The organism is Paenibacillus sp. R-74696, from assembly GCF_055814915.1.
Window position 1 is genome coordinate 1 of sequence record NZ_JBPULM010000002.1, and the last position, 16,519, is coordinate 16,519.

The following is a 16,519-nucleotide window of genomic DNA, read 5'->3' on the forward strand; positions in this document are numbered from 1 at the left end:
ACCTTTTTTTAAGTGTCCATCTTATAGGGTACATTTTATTCAGTCCACTGCCTTTTTTATTTCGTAACCATAGGGCTTCTAACCCCAGCGTTCCTTTTTTTAAATAACAAGATCGCAAGAAGTATAGCTATGCATACAGCGGCAAGACCCAGCCAATTTAAATATAGAACGGATGTACGGCTGATGACAAGCCCGCCTAATCCAGATCCCAGTGCAAAACCAAATTGGATGAACGACGTATTTACGCTTAGAGCAATGTCCGGATTTCGAGGCGCTAGAGTAACCAGATAAAGCTGCTGGGCAGGGGAAATACTCCAGGTGGCTAACATGAAAATCATCAAAACCAAGATTAATACAACGAGATTGACACCAGCTAGAGCAAATAAAAGAAGAGCTGCTCCTTGTAACAAGAGTCCGATATAAATGGTAAATTTCGTTCCCTTTGCATCTGCCAATTGTCCGCCCACTTTTGATCCGACGAAGCTGCAAATTCCCGCTAGGAATAGAACACCGCTTATTTCGGTTATGGAGAGTGAGGATGTGGCTTGCAAGAAAGGCGCAATATAAGTGAACAGTGTAGCATAGCCCCCGATATAAAATAAAGTAATAACCAAGGCCGTCAGAACTTTTAAATTTCTTAAAATGGAAAGCTGCATCCAAAGCGTAATCTTTTCCTCTTCTTTGATTACCGGAACCTTTTTATAGATGATGATCAATGGGAGAACGCTTAATAAACCGATCAAAATAAATAAAACTCTCCATCCAAACATCTCACTAAAAAATGTGCCGATTGGGACACCCAGCACTAGCGAACTGCTGAGCCCCATTAAAATGATACCGATGGCATTCCCCCTTCTTTCCTGTTCAACGAGTCGTGTCGCTACAGCCATGGCTACTACGGTAGTGATTCCTCCGCTAGCTCCTTGAATCATTCGCACCCCTAGCATTGCGTCATAAGAAAGGTTTATAACCATTAGTCCGTTGCTGGCAATAAACACACTGAGGGCAGCCATCAACAGCTTCCTGCGATCTACATTTATCGTTAATGCAATCAGAATCGGAGCGACAATGGCCGCTGAGAGAGCAAATACCGTCACCAATAACCCAGCCTCGGAAGTAGACACTCCCAAGTCCATAGCCATCATTTCAATGACTCCTGTAATGATATATTCAATGGTTCCTATTAGAAAAATAGCAAGGGCCAGAACATAGATCATCCGTTTATTTTTCAATTCAATCCGCTCCTCATCCAGCTATCTATTTATGATCGAAATTTGTATTTCCGTTAACTGCGTATTTTTAAGGTTTTATTGCATCAAAAAACGTTTTAGATTTTTATCTATAAATTCGGAATCTGGTTCATGTTGTCCAATGCCTGCACAATGCCCCCACTTCGATTCAATCGGTAGGAAGAGCGCATTCGGCATATGCTGTGCCTCATATTTGTTATCCTGGGGAGGGAAAAAAAGATCCGTACTTCCCGGCATAACCAGTGCCCGTGCTGTAATTTCGCTTAATGCAAGTTTAAAATCGCCGTCATACGTCGGATTAGCACTAATGTCACCAGTGATTCCGGTACGTAACATGGTGATCAAGTCATTAGCGTCAAAGGCCAAAAACACTTGATCCCAGTAATCTACAAGATATTCCTCCAGTGTGTGATAGCCCTCTTGCTGATAGAGCTGTTCTAGATAATAAGCCTGAGAGAAGCCCCAGGCTGCATAGATTCGACCCATAGCTGCCAATCCCTTTGTGGGTTCCGGCGTATAAAAGCCATTGTTCCAAGCAGAATCAGCCTGAAGTCCAGCAATCATTCCTTCAAATACAACCTTTGCATGCGGCCGGGTCATGGCAGTACCTCCGAATGGAGCGATTCGTTCCACCATATCGGGATAGCTTGCTCCCCACTGAAACGTCTGCACAGCTCCTAGTGACCAGCCTACAACGAGAGCAATTTTTGTAATGCCAAAATGTTGAGTAACCAGCTGATGCTGCAGTCGCACATTATCATAAATCGAAATCAGCGGAAAATTAGCTTGATGGTAAGGCGGTGGCGTATTGCTTGGCGAGGAGGATAGTCCATTACCCAGCATATTCGGGACGATGATAAAATACTTTTCTGGATCGAGTGCCTTACCAAGTCCAATAAGCCATTCATTATCGGTATGTAGACCTGCAAACCAGGTGGGGTATACAATTACATTATTTTTTTCCGCATTTAGCGTGCCGTAGGTTTTGTAGGCAAGAATGGCATTTGGCAAAGTGTCACCGGATTGCAGCAGAATATCCCCCAGTTCATACACTTCATAATCTCTCATATAAAAATCTCCTTTTCTTAGCCAAGATCGACTGTCTTTCTTGTCATCACTCTACGACGATGCTATTGTTAAGTCAAAGAAACGTTTTCGAATAGAACGTTCATTTTTTTTGAATCAAGGGGTGAAACTATGGAATTGCGCCAACTGAAAACCTTTCATATGCTTGCTTCCACGCTCAACTTTAGTCGGACTGCAGAAGTGCAAAACTATGTTCCTTCAACGGTTACGATGCAGATTAAGTCCTTGGAGGATGAACTAGGTGTCAAGCTCGTCGATCGATTGAATAAAAGAGTGACTCTGACCGATGCGGGGAGAAATTTTTTGCGTTATGTAGATAACATATTGAGTACACTTGAAGAAGCGCAGCATGCCCTTAAGCAATCGGGCGAGGTGACGGGTACGGTGGTCATAAGTGCCGATGAAACGTTGTGTACATACTGGCTGCCGGCTATACTTCGCCGATTTCGCTTAAGTTATCCAGGAATTCGGTTGATATTCAGACCGCTGGCTAATCCGAACCTCAAACAGAGCTTGCGGGAAGGGGACGCAGACATTATTTTTATGCTGGATGAGAACAAGGAATCGGCTGGGTTTTGCGGAGAGAAAATGCTGGACGAGCCCTTTTATTTACTGGCAGCACCTGATCACCCTTTGGCTGCATATACAGCACTAGCCATTGAAGATTTTCATGGCGAAACCTTTTTGTTGACGGAGAAGAGCTGCTCCTATCGTACTTTTTTTGAGCGAAGTCTTTCACAGAAGGGCATGGGTGGAATTACCGAATTGGAGTTCAACAGCGCTGAGGCCATTAAACAATGTGCAAAAATAGGAATGGGCATCGCCATATTGCCTGAAATGGCCGTGATCGCAGAAGTGAATCGTGGTGAACTGGTTCCATTACCTTGGGATTTGACCGCCACATCGTTTGCAATCCAAATGTTTTGGCATGAAGAAAAGTGGATTTCGCCAGCGATTGAAGCCTTTTTGAACTTGACCCGAGATACATTTTTGAAAAATAGCACTCCCTAAAGGGTTGGATGGTTCAAGGCCATGGAGAGCTTTAGGGCAGGCAAAGACATGAAGCCTGTGACCTTTGCCGCCCGCTTTATTAAAAATTCACCCCACGCTACTGCGTATCCTTTTTGATAAAGGGCAGCTCGCTTATCGCGATCAAAACATCATTAACCTCAGTCATAATCGGGCCAATACCCGAATCCGACAGCAGGGGAATGCTCCAGTGCTGCTGCGCTGATATTTTAGAAATATGATTTTCGCCGCTGGCTTGAATAATCAGCTCCCATTTTATAACCGGAACGTTGGTGTGGCCCATAGACTTGCGAAAAATCGTCAGCAGCTGCTGATTGATTTCATCCGTCATCGTTTGAAAATTTTCCGCTACCTCGAACTCGTACTGAATATGCAGCTGTGTACAAGGCTCATCCTCAGCGGCCTCATCAGCGTTACGAGATATGCTGAGCACCGGAGACAGCGGCTCCTCCTCCCGCTCACGCAGCGATTCCGCCGTCAGCACGCTGCTCCATTCAAAATACATATAGGCACTCGTCTGATACGGCTGCTGGTGAGCCCTTGGCGTACAAAAAAACGAAAACTCGCGATCCAGCGACCTTGTTTCCAGCCGGTTTTTATTTTGATAAATATGCAGCCCCGCAGCCTGCGCCGCCGCAATGATTTCTCCCACGAACTGTTCATACGTTTTCATACGTTTCCCCTTAATCTCTATGCTATAATTTTGGTCTTCTTCGCATTGTCGGACGAGCGCTTAATGATGCCGCTAAGCGGGCGTTTGAGCACAAGGGCAATGAAAAGGCTAATGGCAATAAAGCCGAGCAGGAACAGCATATCCTTCAGCACCGTTTCCCATAAAATGCCGCCAACCGCTTCGCGCAGCAAGCTAATCGCATATGTAAATGGCATAAACGGATTCAGCGCCTGGAAAAAAGGCGACGTCATGCTGATCGGAAAGGTCCCGCCTGAGCTGGAAAATTGAAACACCATGAAAATTATCGCAATTCCCTTGCCCGCATTGCCGAACACAGACAGCAGCGTGTACGTAATGGTGACAAATACGATGCTGACGAGCATCGCGAATAAAACAAACCACAGCTTATCTGCGACGTATGCGCCTAAAATAAAAAAGTCTCCCAGCGTTACGCATAATGCCTGCAATAGTCCAATCGTTAAAAAGGTGCCGAGGCGACCCAAATACAACTGGTAGCCGCGATAGCCTCCATTCGGATTATCTGCCTCCGAGCGCAGCAACGAGATGAGAAGCGTGGCTCCAACCCAAAGCGACAGCACCCCGTAAAATGGCGACATCGCCGAGCCATAGTTAGGAATCGCATACAGCTGATTTTCCTTAATAAGCACGGGGCTCGCCAAAAACTCGCTTTCCTTCTCAATATCACCGCGCAGCAGCTTCGCAAGTTCGGCAAAGCTGTTATCAGCCTTCACTTCGCGCAGTTTATCTGCCGCTTTACGAATCGCTTCCTCCAGCTGCGGCAAGTCGTCGCGAACAAGTCCGGCAACGCGCTTCACGCTGTCCGTAAGCTCCGGGAGCTGGTATTTGACGAAATCGGCCAGCTTTGCCAGCTCTTTTTCCGCCTCAGGCAAATCGTTCTGGACAAAAGCTGCGGCTGCGTCGATTTTTTTGCCGATGGCTGGCAAGTCATTGCGGATAAACGGCGCTGCCGTGTTAATCGCGTTCACGAAGGCGTCCGTCTTGCTTTGCAAAGTCGTCGCTATTTCATGCACCTTCGTGCGGATTTCCGGCAGCTCAGCCTGAATGCGGGTCAGCTCCTGCTGCCCAAACGTCAGCCCTTCACGCGCGGCCTTGAGCAGCTCGGCGATATCCGGCAGCTTGCTCTTGGCCGTTTGCAGCACATCGGACGATGCCGCTCCAAGCTGCTGCAATTTGCTCAAGCCTTCGGTAATCGCAGGCGCAATATCGCTGTCGTAATGCTCCAGAACGTAGCCAAGATCGCTGCTCACCTGCTCGGTTACCGCATGCAGACGCGCTACAATCTCCTCTGGCGGCGCGGTTCCCCGGTCCATCGCATCCTTAATGATGCCGAAAAGCTGAATTTGCGTATTCAGCTTTTCGACGAGACCGCTCAGCCGCTGAATGGGCCCGCTTAGCTGCCCATCCGGCAAATGGCTGTTAATCGTCTGCAGCACATTCGTCATGCTGCCGATTACGCCTGCCGCTGTACGGAGCCGATTCGAGAGCGCCTGCACTTCCGCTGCAGTCGGCAGCTTGCTAAGATCCGCTTCCTGCAGCCTTGCTGTCAGCAGTTCGGCAGCATCAGCGATTTGCTTGACCAGCAGCAAATTTCGCTTCAAAGTCGGGCTAATCGTCTGAAAGGCCTCCTGGCTCGACGCTAAAAAATCGTTCAGCCCGTCCGCGAAAGCGATCGCGTCTCCCCCCAGCGCCTCAAGCTTCGGCAGCTGCTCCTCAGCCGTCGTCACAATGCCAAGCGCTGTATTCGTTTTATCCAGCGCCGTGTCGACCACCTCGCTCACGCGGTCGAAATTGGCATCGACCTCCTGAATGCGCTGCGCCGCCTTCTGAATTTCAGGCAGCTTCTCCTGAATGATAAGAACCTCGGAAGCAGCATCGCTGATTTTCGGCCAATATTGCTGCAGCTTTAGCACATATTGCGCGGCTTCATTGATTTCCGGCAGCTTCTGCTGAAGCTCGATTATTTTTTGCGCCTTCTCGTTAATTTCCGGCAGCTTGCTTTCGATATCCAGTACCTTCTGTCCAGCCGCTTCGATTTCAGGCAAATGGCTTTCCAGACTAAAAATACCGTTCTCGACTTTGCGAATGGTCGGCAGCTCTGCTTCAATTTCTACGCCGGCCTCTTTCAATTTCGTCAGCACTGCTTCGCTGACAGCTTCTGTGAAGCCTTCGTTAATTTGCTTCGTGATTGCGGAAACACCGGAGCCGGTTATTTTCGGCGCAATGGCATTCACCTTTTCATTGACCGTATAAATGACTTCCGGCCGCTCGATTTTGCCTTCGATAATGCCGGTTATTTTGGCAGAGAAGTCGGCTGGTATAAGCAGGCTTGCATAATAGGTGCCTTTTTCAACACCAGCCATCGCTTCCTCCTCACCTACAAACGTCCAGCCTAGCTTCTCGTTTTTTTGCAGGCTTGCCACTAGCTCCTCGCCGATATTAACGGTCTTGCCTTGAACAGCCGCTCCCGCATCGAGGCTCGTGACTGCTATTTTTATACCTTGCGTGTTGCTGTAAGGGTCCCACACCGATTTAATATTGACCCAATCGTACAAGCCAGGGAGCAATATTATCGCTAAAATAAGAAAAATGCCGGTAGGCACTCGTAAAATATGGAGCCAATCTGTTTTATAAATATGCCAAATATTGCGCATGAGTAGACCGCCTTTGCTATGTCATAAGTTGTGGAGCGGCCTTTGCAACACCAGCTTGCCGCTAATCAGACCTTAGTTTAGCATTAACAGGGAAAAGAAGAAATATCATGAGCTTTTTTTTCGGGGGGGAAAAGTGCTTGGAACAGCATATAAAAAGGGGCATGCACTCTTGGGGAATATTACGGATTACTTTCATTCATTGTAGAGGGCTTTTTATCGTTATGAGTAGAAGCCCACTCTCTATCATCATGTGTTTGTTGTCGAGACAGACCACTGCGGCCGGGAAGCCAGAGCTCGGGATGTTCACTCCATTTTTCGAGGACTGAGATTCCGCTATTCCAGCTTTTAACCCGATTTCAGGCCGTGAGCGGACAGGAAAGCCGTTATGGTCCTCCTCATCCCGTCAAAATCGCATTTGGCAGCGTATTAGCGGCTTCTGAGTCCGCCACATCTCCCTTAACCCATAATTCGGTTGAAATAGCGGCTACTGTGTCCGCCAAGTTTCTCTTTATACATTGTACCGCTATTCATTCGTTCAACAAATCAAGCGAATCATCAAAAAATCGATTAGCTTCTAGGTGAATATAACGAAGCAATGCCACTAAGTCAGCTAATCGCTTTTCATTTGAATCATAACAACGGTCAGGACGAAGCCGCTTTATATTAATTGCTTCATAGATTAACCCATGCCATTGTTGAGGAATAACTGTGATTCCATAATATCCAGCTTCAACTTTACTCATTATACTTTGCTCTTTTATTGTGTATAGTTGCCGTAACATACCCAGTGTACACCATTCCACTGCTTGATCAAGCTGCTTAGCGACATTCTCTTGGTCTGATTGACTGACTAAAGCCAATTGCTTCTCTAATCGCTCTATCCAGCTAACCCAGTAGGTATTTAAGTTTTCCATTACATATTCGACCAAGGGTTTAATTTCTATCTCATAATTTAAGGGTTGTTCCGATCCGTATATTTTAATGCCATGATTTTTTAACATCCACCACGTAATTGGATTAATATCAGCACCATATCCATTTAAATGAACTTGTTTATTATAATAGGTTAAAAAAGAACTAATTTCACTTTGTGGTTTTCCCAAATCATTTTTGAGTAAGTAAGCTCCCATGATATCAGCGTGTGGAAACTTATTTTCAACCTCTTTGTGAGCTGCGGAGATTGCCTGGATATCGGACATATTAGGTGGTGTTCGAACAATTGCAATAAAATCGATGTCGCTGGAACCTTCAATATAGTCTCCTAATGCTACCGAACCATATATGTAAACAGATACAATATTTGAACGGTTCATTCTTAAACAAGTACATAACTTACTCATAATTTGTTCAACTACTTGTGGTAACATAACTAGCTCCCTTTAAATTCAATTTCTGCTCCCACGTTAATTCCACATCATTATCCAAATATCCTGTTGTGTGGCTGTATACAATTTCTTTAGGTAACACACCCTATCCCCTCACATCCGAAAATAATCCGAAGGGCTTTTGCCCGTGCTCATTTTGAACACTTGGCTGAAATAGGTTGGATTATTGAAGCCGACCATTTCGCTGACCTCGTACACCATATGATGGCCCGACTGCAAATAGTCGATGGCTTTATGAATACGGTAATCATTCAAATAATGCACAAAGTTTTGCCCTGTTACCCGCTTAAACAGCTGGCTTAAATATTTCGGGTGCACGAACAGCTCCTTGGCAATGGCCGCAAAGCTGATTTCCTGGCTGAAATTCGCCGCAACATACTGCTTCACGCTATCGACAAGCCGATTGCTTTTTCGGCCGGAAATTTCCTGCGCCGCGCTTTGCAGCCATTCCTCTACCAGCTCATTCATCCAGCGCGCTAGGGCGCCAAGTGTCAAATGCTGCTGGATGCCCTGTAAAAATTGCGACAGCGTGCGCGGTGGCTGATGCTGGGCGAACGCCTCATTCCAGAAAAAAGTCAGCGAGCTGAACAAACCGACACATATCGTCTGAATATCCGTGAGCGAACCGCTCGCTTCCTTTTGCAGCTGATTATGAATCGCTTCCCACTGGTGGGCTGCCCGCTCCAAATCCTTGTCCGTCAGCGCCTCATTCCACTGCTTAAGCAGCGGCGCATATTGGTCATACGTCGTATCCAGCTGTGCCCATTCTGCATAAGGATACACCTGGCTTGTACCTTGAAATTCCGCCGCCTCCAGCGCCACGCGGCTTTCCAAATACGAATCGATCAGCTCATGCAGGCTGCTTCGCACCGAACCAATGCCTGCGGTAGCCTCCAGCTTGAGCAGCGCCGTTATTTTCTCCGTCAAGCTGTAGGCGAGCTCCTCGCCTGCCTGATACAGCTCGTCCTCCTGCGCCTGCTCCGACAGCAGGACCAGCACGAACAGCCGATCGGAGTAATCAATCGCGTAGCCGTAGATTTGAGTGCCAGCCAGTTTGCCTTCCAGCATTTCACGAATGATGTTGTTCGCACCAAATTTGAGCAGCTGCCAGTCTCGCTCCTTCAGCTTCGTGAGCAGCGCGGGGCGCGTCAGCTGCAAGCTCACCGCCGCCACCTGCTTTGGCGAAGGAATGTTCAAATAAGCAAGCCGCTCCTCATGCAGCTCATGCGGCTGATAGCGCGTCGTCAGCAGCTCGGTGAACAAGCGCTCGCGCAAATACGGCAGCAGCCGGTCAAGCTCCAGCTTGTAATGCTCCTCCAGCCGCAGCTTCTCCGCCTGCAAATCCAGCTCGCCCATAATTTCAGCGAGCACGCCTTCGATTTCCGCCACAGCAGCCGGCTTTAGCAAAAAATGATGCACGCCCCAGCGCATCGCCTGCCGCGCATTTTCAAACTCATCGAAGCCGCTCAAAATAACGATCGGCAAGCTAGCATCCTCCTGCCGCAGCGCTTCGACAAGCGCAAGCCCGTTCATCTGCGGCATATTCACATCCGTAATGACGAGATCCGGTTTAAGCTCGCGGAAGCTCGCCAGCGCCTGCAAGCCATTCGCAGCCGTTCCAGCAATGCGCAGCCCCAGCTTCTCCCAGCCCACATGCCGCGTCAGCGCCGCAATAATATGCGGCTCATCGTCTACAAGAAGCACTGATTTCATCCTTTTTCACCGTCCAGCAACCGTTTTAATTGGTCTTCTGTTTCAATAATCGGCAGCTTCACTGTCACCTTCACGCCTCCCTGCTCACTATTTGCGAGCTGCAGGCCATATAAAGGTCCGCAGTAAAGCTGCAAGCGCGTATGCACATTGCGAATGCCGATGCCTGTCGCCTTGTCCATATGCCAATCATCGGGCAAGCCTCGTCCATTGTCAGTCAGGCTCATTTCCAAATAAGGCGCTTGCCCCGGCATCTGCTGCTCGCGAATATCCAGAGAGAGTGCCAGCTCCGACGTATTGTCCGCAGGACAGCCATGAATGACTGCGTTTTCAATAAGCGGCTGCAAAATAATTTTCGGTATATAATAGCCGCGTATTTGCGGATCTAACACCCGCTCGGTATAAGCGATCGGGAACGTCATACGCTCCTTCTGAATGCTGAGATAGCAGCGGGCATGCTCCAGCTCATCACGCACGCGGATGAACAGCTTGCCTCCGCTGAGGCCAATGCGCAGCAGCTTGCCGAGCTGCGTAATCATAAAGCTGATATCCTCGGCTTTATAATCGAGTGCCCGCCAGTGGATCATATCGAGCGTATTATACAGAAAATGCGGCTTAATCTGCGCCTCCAGCAAGCTCGTCTGAGCATCGCGCTTCGCCTTGCTCTCCGTCTTCACATCGTCCATCGACTCTTTCAGGCGCGACACCATATGGTTGAAGCTGTAGGAAAGCTGCGCATATTCCTCGGTGAAGGCGCTTGTCGCTTTCGCCTGGAAGTCGCCGCGCTCCAGCCGCTTCATCTCCGCCATCAATCGGCGCAGCGGCTTGATGATGCTTTTCACAAACCAATAGGTCAATATAGCGGACAGCAATAAGCTTAATATTCCGATGCCTAGCACATACCAGCCCGCCTCATAGGTAGTCGCCAGCAGCGTTCTGGTCGGAATCGTCTGTACCAGCCGCCACTGCACCGAGCTAGGCTTGGAGAACACGACCAAATACGATTGATCGTCTCTGCGGAGCAGCTCATATCCATCACTGAGCGTTTTCGAACGGTCACCCAGCCATTCGGCATCGAGAATGACCTCCTCGCCCTCCACCTGCGAGTCGTTCACCTTCACAATAATGTTGCCCGCCGTATCCACGACGAGCACCTGCCCCTCCAGCACCATCGGCACGTCGGCAAAATTGCGCAATACATCCTGCTGCGACATGCTGATGACCAGATAGCCCATCGTCCGCCCCTTGCTGTCGAACATATGCTGGGCATACCCGATCAACGACTTCGAGGAAGCGTTTTCTTCTTCCGGAATCCAAATGGCGTCCGCCTTCTCCAAAGCGGAAAACCATTTTTGATCGGCAAGCTTGCTCACCGGAAACACAAGATCCGTAGAATTATAGGGCACATCGTTAAAATTATCACTGTAAATTTCAATCGAGCTGATGCCGGAATTGACGACGAGTGTATGATGCAGCAAATCGGAAATTTCCCGCCGTTTAATGAGCATGTCATATTTCGATTTGGCTCCCGCCTCCAGCTTGTCCTTCACCTCTTTATTGCTGACGACGGAATAAGCTGTATTCGTCATATTCGTCATAAAATCAAAGCCGCGATTCGTGCTTTCATTCAGCAGCGCCAGCCGCGCCTTGCTAATTTCGCTAAAGGTCACATTCGAGAAGGAGCGGTAGGACAGCCAAATAATCGCCAGCAAAAACAATAGGTTTAACAGCACGAAGCAAGCGACCATCAAAGTGGACAGCTTGCTTCTCCGCAATATGGATTGCCGTAAAGAAAAATCGATCGTACGCATCGTATGTCATCACCCTGACCGTTTGGAGTAAGTGAAGCTTACCCTTTAATGCCGGAGGTCGCAATACCTTCTACAAAGTATTTTTGACAGATGATGAAAATAATAAAGCAAGGCAGCAGCGACAGCACCGACATCGCGAACATCGGACCCCAGTCAGATTGCGAGCTGGAATCGAGGAACAGCCGCAGACCGAGCGGAACCGTGAACTTCGATACATCGCTCAAATAAATCAATTGGCTGAAAAAGTCATCCCATGTCCAAAGGAAGGTGAAAATCGTCGTCGTAATGAGCGCTGGTACCGCGAGCGGCAGAATGATGCGCCAGTAAATTTGAATGAGTCCGCAGCCGTCAATCGTCGCCGCTTCATCGAGCTCCTTGGGTAAGCCGCGAATAAACTGCACCGTTAGAAAAATAAAGAACCCATCGGTCGCCAGCCATTTTGGCGCGATCAGCGGCAGAAAGCTGTTGACCCATCCCAGCTGATTGAACAATATATATTGCGGAATGAGCGTCACATGATGCGGCAGCATAATCGTCAGCAGCATCAGTCCGAAGGCGAGCGCCTTGAAGCGGAAGCTGAGACGGGCGAAGGCATAAGCCGCCATGGAGCAGGACAGCACATTGCCGATTACCGCGCCGATGGACACAATCATCGAATTTCCAAGAAAATGCGAGAACGGATTGCCTTGAATCCCGTTCCAGCCTGCAAAATAATTGCCCCAAACCCATTCCTGCGGCCAAATGCCAATTTCAGAGAAAATAACATTGTTCGGCTTGAAGGAGCTTCCGACCAGCCACAGCACCGGATACAGCATGACGAAGGCGATGAGCAAAATCGCCAAATGCCTGAGCCAAGCTGTTCTACGCAGCGTATCCACCATCGTCTATTTCCCCCCGTCCTCGTAATGCACCCAGCCTCTGCTGGAGCGGAATATGATAAAGGTGAAGCAGCCGATAATGAGCAGCAGCACCCAAGCCATCGCCGAAGCGTAGCCCATTTGGAAGAAAGCAAAGCCTTTTTTGTACAAATAGAGCGAATACATGAGCGTTGAATTCAGTGGGCCGCCGGTGCCATTGCTGATGACGAAAGCCTGTGTAAACGATTGGAACGACGTAATTATTTGCATGACGAGATTAAAGAAAATGACCGGCGTCAAAATCGGCAGCGTAATGTTAAAAAACTGCCGAATTTTCCCTGCTCCATCCACGGATGAGGCTTCGTAATAATCGGACGGAATTTGCTTAAGCCCCGATAGGAAAATAATCATGGAGGAGCCAAACTGCCATACCGAGAGCAATACGATCGAATACAGTGCATATTTAGGATTCGCGACCCAATCTGGCGCGTGAATGCCTACCTTCAGCAGCACCTGATTGAGCAGGCCATCGCCGCCGAGCATTTTCCGCCATAACATTGATATCGCAATGCTGCCCCCGAGCAAGGAGGGAATATAATAGATGGTCCGATAAATACCCAGACCCTTGATTCCTTTGTTAAGCAGCAGCGCAACGCCAAGAGCGAAAATCAGCTTGAGCGGCACCGATGCGAATACATATGTGAAAGTAACCTTAAGCGACGTTCCAAACAGCTTATCCGATGTGAGCATTTCCGTATAATTGCTGAGTCCCACCCAATTGGGGCTTGCCAGAATGCTGTAATCCGTTAGTGAAAAATACAGCGACGCCAGCACCGGGCCGAGCGTCAGGCAAATCAGGCCGATGAGCCATGGCGCTAGAAAAAGCAAGGCGGCGCGATTATGCTGGCTGGCTGCCGATCGTTTCGCCCGTTTGCTGCTTTTTGGCGGCTTCATCATAGATGGTGCTGTCATCGCGGATTCCCCTCTTCCCTTAATTCCAGCGGAGCTGCCGCTTTTTGCAGGCAGCACCGCTGGCTCTTATTCATTTTTTCTATTATTTGCTTTTGCTGAGCGCCGCATTGGCACTAGTCATAAACTCGTCGATGTTGCTGCCGAGCTCGCCTTGAGCGAACGCCATTTGCTCGCTGAGCGTTTTGAAGCTTTTGTCCACTTCCGAGTAGCCTTGCGGATACGGCGGATCAATGTCGCTTTTGTCTTTGGATACCGTGTCTACGAAGTTAAAAATCATTTTGTCGGTATCAGACAGCGTAGTTGCCATTTGCGCCCGAATTTCTGAATTTACCGGCACCCCGCGCTCCGAGCCAAGAATCGCTGTCGCTTCTGGATCATTGACGAGGAAATCGATAACCATGGCGACCTCTTTCGGATGATCCGTCTTGGAATAGCCGGAGAGAAATTGGCCTGGCTTGAGGTATTCCCCGCTTTTTGCTTCACCTGCCGAATGCGGCAGCACTTGAATTTTAAGCTGGTCGGTTGAATCCTTCAGCGCTTTCTGGAAGGCAATAATTTGGTTGGACCATATAAAGTCCATCGCTCCTGTACCCAAAGCGAGCGGGCGTGTTTCGAGCGCATTCGTCATCGCAGCCGTTGCTTCTGGTGAAGTAATGCTGCCGCTGCCGCGCATATCCTGCCACAGCGTGAACCATTTTGTGAAATCCTCTTTCGTCGCGCCTAGCTGCCCATCCTTGAACAAGCTGCGGCCGTTTTGGCGAACCATAATTTCAAAAATGTTGAACGTTCCCGAGTTGTCAGCCGAGCCGACAAAAGCATCTCCCTTCGCCTCTCTAATTTGTTTGGCGATTTTGGCGAAGTCCTCCCACGTCCAGCTTGTGTCCGGGTCTGCAATATTCAGCTCTTGGAACACCTTCGAGCTGTATACAACGCCAGGTGCATTCACCCCAAGCGTGATCGCATAAAGCTTGTCATTCACGGTACCCGCTTTGATCATGCTCGGATCATGCTTGTCAATTTTCAGGTCGCCGCTTTGCGTATACGTATCCAAATCAAGCAGTGCATCACGGTTTGCGTAGTCAGTCAGGAAGGCGTAATCCATTTGAATGAGGTCAGGCGCGTTTGCTCCAGCCACCTGTGTGGACAGCTTATCGAAATAACCGTCCCACCCGGAATATTCCGGCTTAATCACAATGTCAGGATGTTTTTGCTGGAACAGCTCAAGCGCTTTAATGGTCAGATCATGACGGGTTTGCGAGCCCCACCAGGTCATTCTCAATTCGACCTTTTTGGTGCTGCCGCTACCGCTGCTGCTATCTGTGCTTGCTTCAGCCCCCGGCTGGTTATTGCTACCTTGTGCCGAGCATCCCCCAAAGATAAGCGACAGGGAAAGGAGCGTTACAATACCAATCTTGTTTTTAATCATGCTTGACCTCCTGTAACCATTCTTTTTTGTAAGTGCTTACAAAACCTATTGTAGACGATTTTTACGCAACAAAGAATTAACTATAGTAATCTAAATCATCAAAAAGGTAATGCCCCTTTCCCAGATATCCTGCTAGGATGTGTATGCAAATGTAAACGAGCCTGCTCCTAATTGTGTACATACGTACTGAAAGCAGCTTCATACTCTTCGTTTCAGAGCGGTGCTCACCGCGCAAAGATAGATTTCGTGGACACAGCAGCCGTTATTTCATCAAAATCACGGGTTATAGCACTAGTGGCGGACTCAGGTGCAGCTATTGTGCTGCCAAAAGCTGTTTTGATGGGATGAGGAGAACAATAACGGATTTCATGTCCGCGGACGGCCCGAAATCGAAGCAAAAGCCAAAATAGCGGAAGCTCAGTCCGTCAAAAAAGGAGAAGGACGCGGCCCCAGCTGTGCAGCTTCAGCCACAGGGGTATCTTCAGCAGGGGCGCAGCCTCAACTGCGTGCCGTGGTTCCTTAAAGCCTGGCTATTTTTATGCATCTTTTCATTTATGCTAGAATAAGAATCATACGCAAATAAGGAGGATTTTACCTTGGCGACTATTTTTCATAATGATTGGGCGGAGCTGTTGAACGCCGAGCTTGCGGAGCCCTATTACCGGGAAATGCGCTCTCATCTCGCCCAGCAATACCGTACGACTACCGTCTATCCCAATATGCATCATATTTATAATGCCCTTCATTATACATCGTTTGAAAATACGCGGGTCGTCATTTTGGGACAGGACCCCTATCATGGCGCTAACCAGGCGCATGGCCTCAGCTTCTCTGTCCAGCCGGGCGTGCGCATTCCTCCATCGCTGCAAAATATATATCAGGAGCTCGCCAGTGATCTTGGCTGCATGCCTCCCTCCCACGGCTATCTCGCTTCTTGGGCCAAGCAGGGCGTGCTGCTGCTCAATGCCGTGCTTACCGTAAGAGCGGGCAGCGCGGGCTCGCATCAAGGCATCGGCTGGGAGCGGTTTACCGACCGGATCATTGAAGCGCTGAACGAACGGGAGCAGCCCATCGTATTTATACTGTGGGGCAAGCATGCTCAAGATAAGGCATCCCGTATAGACCGCTCTCGGCATCACCTGATTGCTTCTCCCCATCCAAGCCCTTATTCAGCGGAGCGCGGATTTTTCGGGAGCAAGCCCTTTTCCCGCGCCAACGCCTTCCTTCACAGCATCGGCAGCGAGGCCATTGACTGGCAGCTGCCTATGACGGCGGAGCAGCTCGAACGTTAGCCTTTTTGCCAGCACAACGAACACCAGGACCAACACCAACAACACCAACAACACCAACAACAACACCAAAAACAACTAGTCCAAAAAACACAAAACAGGCGCTTGTCCGGCCGTAAAGCTAGATGGAGCGCCTGCTTGCGATTATCCTACTATTCCTGCTTAGCATCAATAACCGAGCACCGCCTTCATATAGACTGCAAAATCAGCAGCGCAGCGCAAATTACCACTACCAGCAACAGCTGGGTTCCGCAGCCTACGTTCATCTCTCCATCCCCCTTCAACCGATTTAAGCTAGTTTGAAAATAAAGAAAAAAGGCTGCGCATCACTACGCAGC

At 48.9% G+C, this 16,519-nt stretch carries 12 protein-coding genes; 2 read left to right on the forward strand and 10 right to left on the reverse strand.

Annotated features, from left to right (window positions below):
- Positions 1–56: 56 nt before the first annotated feature.
- The gene (locus tag ACSR9A_RS00410; protein WP_473755053.1) at positions 57–1,232 is read right to left on the reverse strand and encodes an MFS transporter; all 1,176 of its coding nucleotides are present in this window, start codon (positions 1,230–1,232) and stop codon (positions 57–59) included.
- 75 nt (positions 1,233–1,307) lie between these two features.
- Positions 1,308–2,318, reverse strand: a complete 1,011-nt coding sequence (locus ACSR9A_RS00415; protein ID WP_473755054.1) for an alpha/beta fold hydrolase — start codon at positions 2,316–2,318, stop codon at positions 1,308–1,310.
- 129 nt (positions 2,319–2,447) lie between these two features.
- Between ACSR9A_RS00415 and ACSR9A_RS00420 the strand changes: the two genes are divergently transcribed.
- Complete coding sequence (locus ACSR9A_RS00420; protein ID WP_473755055.1) at positions 2,448–3,347, forward strand: LysR family transcriptional regulator; 900 nt, start codon at positions 2,448–2,450, stop codon at positions 3,345–3,347.
- A 97-nt stretch (positions 3,348–3,444) separates the two neighbouring features.
- Here ACSR9A_RS00420 and ACSR9A_RS00425 read toward each other — a convergent pair whose 3' ends face one another.
- From ACSR9A_RS00425 to ACSR9A_RS00460, 8 genes are all read right to left on the reverse strand, one after another.
- A complete protein-coding gene (locus ACSR9A_RS00425; protein ID WP_473755056.1) occupies positions 3,445–4,038 on the reverse strand; it encodes a hypothetical protein in 594 nt (197 codons plus the stop codon).
- Positions 4,039–4,055: 17 nt separating this feature from the next.
- Positions 4,056–6,731 carry a YhgE/Pip domain-containing protein gene (locus ACSR9A_RS00430; protein ID WP_473755057.1) on the reverse strand — a complete coding sequence of 892 codons (2,676 nt, stop codon included), beginning with the start codon at positions 6,729–6,731 and terminating at the stop codon, positions 4,056–4,058.
- A gap of 527 nt (positions 6,732–7,258) precedes the next feature.
- Entirely contained in the window at positions 7,259–8,098 is an 840-nt protein-coding gene (locus ACSR9A_RS00435) for a nucleotidyltransferase domain-containing protein (protein ID WP_473755058.1), read from the reverse strand.
- Between the two features lie 111 nt (positions 8,099–8,209).
- Complete coding sequence (locus ACSR9A_RS00440) at positions 8,210–9,829, reverse strand: response regulator (protein WP_473755059.1); 1,620 nt, start codon at positions 9,827–9,829, stop codon at positions 8,210–8,212.
- Positions 9,826–11,637: a cache domain-containing sensor histidine kinase gene (locus tag ACSR9A_RS00445; RefSeq protein WP_473755060.1), complete on the reverse strand. Its 1,812-nt coding sequence runs from the start codon at positions 11,635–11,637 to the stop codon at positions 9,826–9,828. The genes ACSR9A_RS00440 and ACSR9A_RS00445 overlap by 4 nt, the downstream gene beginning before the upstream one ends.
- A 38-nt stretch (positions 11,638–11,675) precedes the next feature.
- Complete coding sequence (locus tag ACSR9A_RS00450; RefSeq protein ID WP_473755061.1) at positions 11,676–12,518, reverse strand: carbohydrate ABC transporter permease; 843 nt, start codon at positions 12,516–12,518, stop codon at positions 11,676–11,678.
- A 3-nt stretch (positions 12,519–12,521) separates the two neighbouring features.
- Complete coding sequence (locus ACSR9A_RS00455; RefSeq protein WP_473755062.1) at positions 12,522–13,466, reverse strand: carbohydrate ABC transporter permease; 945 nt, start codon at positions 13,464–13,466, stop codon at positions 12,522–12,524.
- 82 nt (positions 13,467–13,548) lie between these two features.
- Positions 13,549–14,892 carry an ABC transporter substrate-binding protein gene (locus ACSR9A_RS00460; RefSeq protein WP_473755063.1) on the reverse strand — a complete coding sequence of 448 codons (1,344 nt, stop codon included), beginning with the start codon at positions 14,890–14,892 and terminating at the stop codon, positions 13,549–13,551.
- A 596-nt stretch (positions 14,893–15,488) separates the two neighbouring features.
- On the opposite strand from ACSR9A_RS00460, the gene ACSR9A_RS00465 reads away from it, so the two are divergent.
- The gene (locus ACSR9A_RS00465) at positions 15,489–16,184 is read left to right on the forward strand and encodes a uracil-DNA glycosylase (protein ID WP_473755064.1); all 696 of its coding nucleotides are present in this window, start codon (positions 15,489–15,491) and stop codon (positions 16,182–16,184) included.
- Positions 16,185–16,519 lie beyond the last annotated feature (335 nt).

Bases quoted from the DNA above. Each gene is read 5' to 3' on its own strand.
- ACSR9A_RS00445 (WP_473755060.1), bottom strand. From the start codon at position 11,637: ATGCGTACGATCGATTTTTCTTTACGGCAATCCATATTGCGGAGAAGC.
- ACSR9A_RS00440 (WP_473755059.1), bottom strand. From the start codon at position 9,829: ATGAAATCAGTGCTTCTTGTAGACGATGAGCCGCATATTATTGCGGCG.
- ACSR9A_RS00415 (WP_473755054.1), bottom strand. From the start codon at position 2,318: ATGAGAGATTATGAAGTGTATGAACTGGGGGATATTCTGCTGCAATCC.
- ACSR9A_RS00420 (WP_473755055.1), top strand. From the start codon at position 2,448: ATGGAATTGCGCCAACTGAAAACCTTTCATATGCTTGCTTCCACGCTC.
- ACSR9A_RS00425 (WP_473755056.1), bottom strand. From the start codon at position 4,038: ATGAAAACGTATGAACAGTTCGTGGGAGAAATCATTGCGGCGGCGCAG.
- ACSR9A_RS00430 (WP_473755057.1), bottom strand. From the start codon at position 6,731: ATGCGCAATATTTGGCATATTTATAAAACAGATTGGCTCCATATTTTA.
- ACSR9A_RS00450 (WP_473755061.1), bottom strand. From the start codon at position 12,518: ATGGTGGATACGCTGCGTAGAACAGCTTGGCTCAGGCATTTGGCGATT.
- ACSR9A_RS00460 (WP_473755063.1), bottom strand. From the start codon at position 14,892: ATGATTAAAAACAAGATTGGTATTGTAACGCTCCTTTCCCTGTCGCTT.
- ACSR9A_RS00435 (WP_473755058.1), bottom strand. From the start codon at position 8,098: ATGTTACCACAAGTAGTTGAACAAATTATGAGTAAGTTATGTACTTGT.
- ACSR9A_RS00455 (WP_473755062.1), bottom strand. From the start codon at position 13,466: ATGACAGCACCATCTATGATGAAGCCGCCAAAAAGCAGCAAACGGGCG.